Origin of the sequence: Oscillibacter sp. CU971 (assembly GCF_905219725.1) — a bacterium.
Lineage (GTDB): Bacteria > Bacillota > Clostridia > Oscillospirales > Oscillospiraceae > Oscillibacter.
In genome coordinates this window covers 1-4,094 of sequence record NZ_CAJMXG010000240.1, presented here as the reverse complement: position 1 = coordinate 4,094, position 4,094 = coordinate 1, and the positions used below count along the sequence as shown (strand labels likewise).

At 64.7% G+C, this 4,094-nt stretch carries 4 protein-coding genes; 2 read left to right on the top strand and 2 right to left on the bottom strand.

Annotated features, from left to right (window positions below; all coding sequences use genetic code 11):
* Both JX325_RS13240 and JX325_RS13235 read right to left on the bottom strand, forming a co-directional pair.
* A partial coding sequence (locus tag JX325_RS13240) for a DEAD/DEAH box helicase (RefSeq protein ID WP_204791574.1) occupies positions 1–1,104 on the bottom strand: 1,104 nt, incomplete at its 3' end.
* A 99-nt stretch (positions 1,105–1,203) separates the two neighbouring features.
* Entirely contained in the window at positions 1,204–1,707 is a 504-nt protein-coding gene (locus tag JX325_RS13235) for a dihydrofolate reductase (RefSeq protein ID WP_204791573.1), read from the bottom strand.
* A 265-nt stretch (positions 1,708–1,972) separates the two neighbouring features.
* On the opposite strand from JX325_RS13235, the gene JX325_RS13230 reads away from it, so the two are divergent.
* Together JX325_RS13230 and JX325_RS13225 are read left to right on the top strand one after the other, a co-directional pair.
* Entirely contained in the window at positions 1,973–2,821 is an 849-nt protein-coding gene (locus JX325_RS13230) for an AraC family transcriptional regulator (protein WP_243414085.1), read from the top strand.
* Between the two features lie 13 nt (positions 2,822–2,834).
* The coding region (locus tag JX325_RS13225) for an MATE family efflux transporter (RefSeq protein WP_204791571.1) at positions 2,835–4,094 on the top strand (1,260 nt) is incomplete at its 3' end.

Genomic DNA, 4,094 nt, shown 5'->3' with positions numbered 1-4,094 from the left:
GGCGTGGGTGCCCACCACAAAGTCGATCTCCCCCGCCGCCAGGCCCGCGGCCAGGGCCTTTTTCTCTTTCGCGGTATGGGACCCCGTGAGCAGGGCGCAGCGGACCCCCAAAGGCTCCATCAGGGGAGCCAGGCCCTCATAGTGCTGCCGGGCCAGGATCTCCGTGGGGGCCATCAGAGCCGCCTGACGGCCGTTTTTCACCGAGAAGTACACACAGGCGGCGGCCACCATGGTCTTGCCGCTGCCCACGTCCCCCTGGCAGAGGCGGTTCATGGGCCTGCCGGAGGCCATGTCCCCCAGGGCCTCCTCCACGCAGCGGCCCTGGGCCTCCGTCAGGGTGAAGGAGAGCGCCCTGTAAAACGGCCCCATGTCCACGNGGCGGAAGGGCTCCACCTTCACGGTCTCCCGCCGCTGCCGCAGCCGCCGGAGGCCCAGGGTGAAGAGGAACAGCTCCTCAAAGGCCAGCCGCCGCCGGGCCAGCTCCAGGGCTTGACCGCCGGCGGGGAAGTGGATGTTCTCATAGGCGTAGCCCACCCGGCAGAGCTGGTGCTCCCGCCGGACCTGGTCCGGCAGGATGTCGGGCAGAATATCCCCGCAGGCGTCCAGCCCCTGGCGGATGGACCGGGAGAGGATCATCTGGCTGACTCCGGCGGTGAGGGGGTAGACGGGGACAATGCGGCCCGTGGCCTCCCGCCGTCCCTCCGGCTCCACCACGGGATTCGCCATCCGGCGGCGGAGCAGGTTCCCCTCCGCCCTGCCATAGAAGATGTAGATCTCCCCCGCCTGGAGGCTGTTTTTCAGCCAGGACTGGTTGAAGAAGGTCACATCCAGGGCCCCCGTCTCGTCCACCGCCCGGACCTTCACCAGGTCCAAGCCCTTGCGAATNTGGGACAGCGTGGGGGGCGCGGCGATCATGGCGGCGACGCAGGCGGGTTCGCCGGGGACCAGGTCCGCGACGCGGCGGGTTTCGGTCCGGTCCTCATACCGCCGGGGGAACCAGGAAATCAGGTCCCGGAGGGTGTGAATGCCCAGCTTTCCAAGGGCCTTGGCCCGCTGCTCGCCGATGCCCTTGATATAGCGCACGTCCGTTTTCAAATCCGCCATGGGGCCGCCTCCTCTCCAGCTGGAATTGCCTCCTCATTATACCCTGGGGCAGGGGGAAAAACAAGGGACTTCCGGGTGTTCCCGAAAGTCCCCGCGGGCTCAGCCCGCCAGCTTTGTGTTCACGTATTCCAGGAAGCGGAACTTCATGCCGTCCTCCTCCATGGGCTCCCCTTCGGAGGCCACCTCCCAATTGGGCAGCTTGTCCAGGTTGGGGAAAAACGTATCCGATTCCTGCACCCGGGTCTCCACCCGCGTGAGGTACACCCGGCGGCACCGGGAGAGCAGGGCGGCGTAAATGCTGCCCCCGCCGATGATCCACAGGTTCTCCGCCTCCGGGCCCCCCGCCAGCGCCAGGGCCTTCTCCGGAGAAGGAACTCCCTCCGTCCCCTCCGGCAGGGCGGCAAGGTTCCGCGTGACGATGATATTCCGCCGCTGGGGCAGGGGAGCCCCTCCCGTGAAGAACTCCAGCCTCTCCGGACCCATAATGACGGTGCCGTTCCGGGTCAGGGAGTGGAAATGCTCCAAATCCGTGGGCAGTGAAAAGAGCAGCCCGCCGTTTCGGCCGAAAGCCCAGCGCTGGTCCGCAACTACATAAGCGTTCATACATTCACCTCATACCGTGTCGGGAATCCGGTCTTCGAAAGGACGCCCCTTGTCCTTCATTATATGCCGGAATATCTTACACATAACTATAGCAAATTTCAAGAACTCCGTGTGCCCAAATTTTTCGTTTCCAGAGCCCGTGTTTTTGCCGCTTCCGCCAAAGATGGGGAAAATCTTTTTCCAGGTTTGTTGGATATTCGGGTTGCGGCAGGGCAAAAAGTGCGCTAGGATAGAGGTCGCAAACCGGGAAAGGGGGGACGGCGCCGTGTTCATTGGAGAAACCGCCAGCAAACGGGGTTACCTCAACGAGGACTTCCGCCTCTTCCATCTGAAGGACAGCCGGGCCCAGAAGGTGGACTATCACTATCATGAATTCGACAAGCTCATCCTCCTCCTGGGGGGAAAAGCGGCCTATCTGGTGGAGGGCGTCACCTACTTCCTCCAGCCCTGGGACATCCTGCTGGTCCAGCACAACCTGATTCACAGGCCCGTCATCGACCCCTCGGAGCCCTATGAGCGGGTGGTCATCTGGCTGGGCCGGGACTGGCTGGCCGCCCGGAGCGACCCTGGCGAGGCCCTGGACGCCTGCTTTGACGCCGCCCGCCGCCGGGGCTTCCATCTGCTGCGGACGGATGCGGAGCGCCGCCTCCAGTACATGGGGGCCGTCCAGCGGCTGGAGGAGGCCCTCCACTCCGCGNAGTTCGGCGCGGGGCGCATGGCGGACACCCTCTGCCAGCAGCTTTTGATAGGCGTGAACCGGGACATCCTCCGGGACCGCACCGCCCAGGAGGAGACGGACAGCTACCGGGTGGACCCCAAGATCGAGGAGATCCTGCGCTACATCACCGCCAATCTGGACGCCGATCTGACCGTCAGCGCCCTGGCGGGGCGCTTCTACCTCAGCCGTTACTACCTGATGCACCGCTTTAAGGCCGTCACCGGTTACACCATCCACCAGTACATCAGCCAGAAGCGGCTCCTCCGGGCGGGAGAGCTGATCCGGGCCGGGATGCCGGTAATGAAAGCGGCGGAGCAGGTGGGCTTTTCCGAGTACTCCACCTTCCTCCGGGCTTTTCGAAATACCTTCCACATGAACCCCAGAGAGTTTCGATAGATAAGGAGCTTCCATGGATCTCAAACCCATTCAAATCGACTTTACCAACCGGGACCTCCGGCGGCTCATCGTTCCCCTGGTCATCGAGCAGCTTCTGGCCATCACCGTGGGCCTGCTGGACTCCGTCATGGTCTCCCAGGTGGGCGAGGCGGCCATCTCCGCCGTGTCCCTGGTGGACACGGTGAACGTGCTGCTGGTAAACGCCTTCGCCGCCCTGGCCACCGGCGGCGCCGCCATCGCCGGGCAGTTCCTGGGCCGCCGGGAGCGGGACAAGGCCGGCCACGCCGGGGAGCAGCTGCTGCTCTTCATGATGGAGGCTTCCCTGCTCATCATGGCCCTCTTCTACCTGGGAAAGGGCTTTGTGCTGAACGTGGTCTTCGGTCAGGTGGAGCCGGACGTGGCGGCCTACGCCAACACCTATTATCTCATTGTGGAGTCCTCCACCCCCTTCCTGGCGGTCTACAGCGCCGGGGCGGCCCTCTTCCGGGTCATGGGGAACGCGAAAATTTCCATGTGGGTCTCCCTGGTGATGAACGTCATCAACGCCGGGGGGAACGCCCTTTTGATCTTCGGCCTCCGCATGGGGGTGGAGGGCGTGGCGATTCCCACGGTGGTTTCCCGGGTTTTNGNGGCGGCGNCCATGCTGGTTTTGCTCCNGCGGCCNGGCCTGGCCCTTCAGGTGGAGCGGCTGAGCCTCCGGCACGACCGCCGCATCATGCGGAACATCCTCCGCTTCGGCGTGACCAACGGCCTGGAGAGCAGCATGTTCCAGCTGGGAAAGATCCTGCTCCTCTCCACCGTCTCCGTCCTGGGCACCGCCTCCGTGGCGGCCAACGCCATCGGCAACTCCCTGGCCACCTTCCAGTGCGTGGCGGGGAACGCCATGGGCCTTGGCATCGTGACGGTGGTGTCCCAGTGCGTGGGGGCCGGGGACTACGGCAAGGCCCGGACCTACACAAAAAAGCTGATTAAGGCGGCCTATGCCGCCATGGACCTTTGCATCCTGCTGGTGTACCTGTCCATGCCTCTGGTCCTCCGGCTGTACAACGTCTCGCCGGAGGCGGAGGGCTATGCCCGGCAGATTGTCTGGCTCCACGGCTTCATGGGCATGCTGTTCTGGCCGCTGTCCTTCGCCCTGCCCCAGGCCCTCCGGGCCGCGGGGGACACCCGGTTCACCATGGTGGTCTCCTCCGTCTCCATGTGGACCATGCGGGTGGGCTTCGGCGTGCTGCTGGGGCGGGTTTTGGGCTTTGGCGTCCTGGGCATATGGATG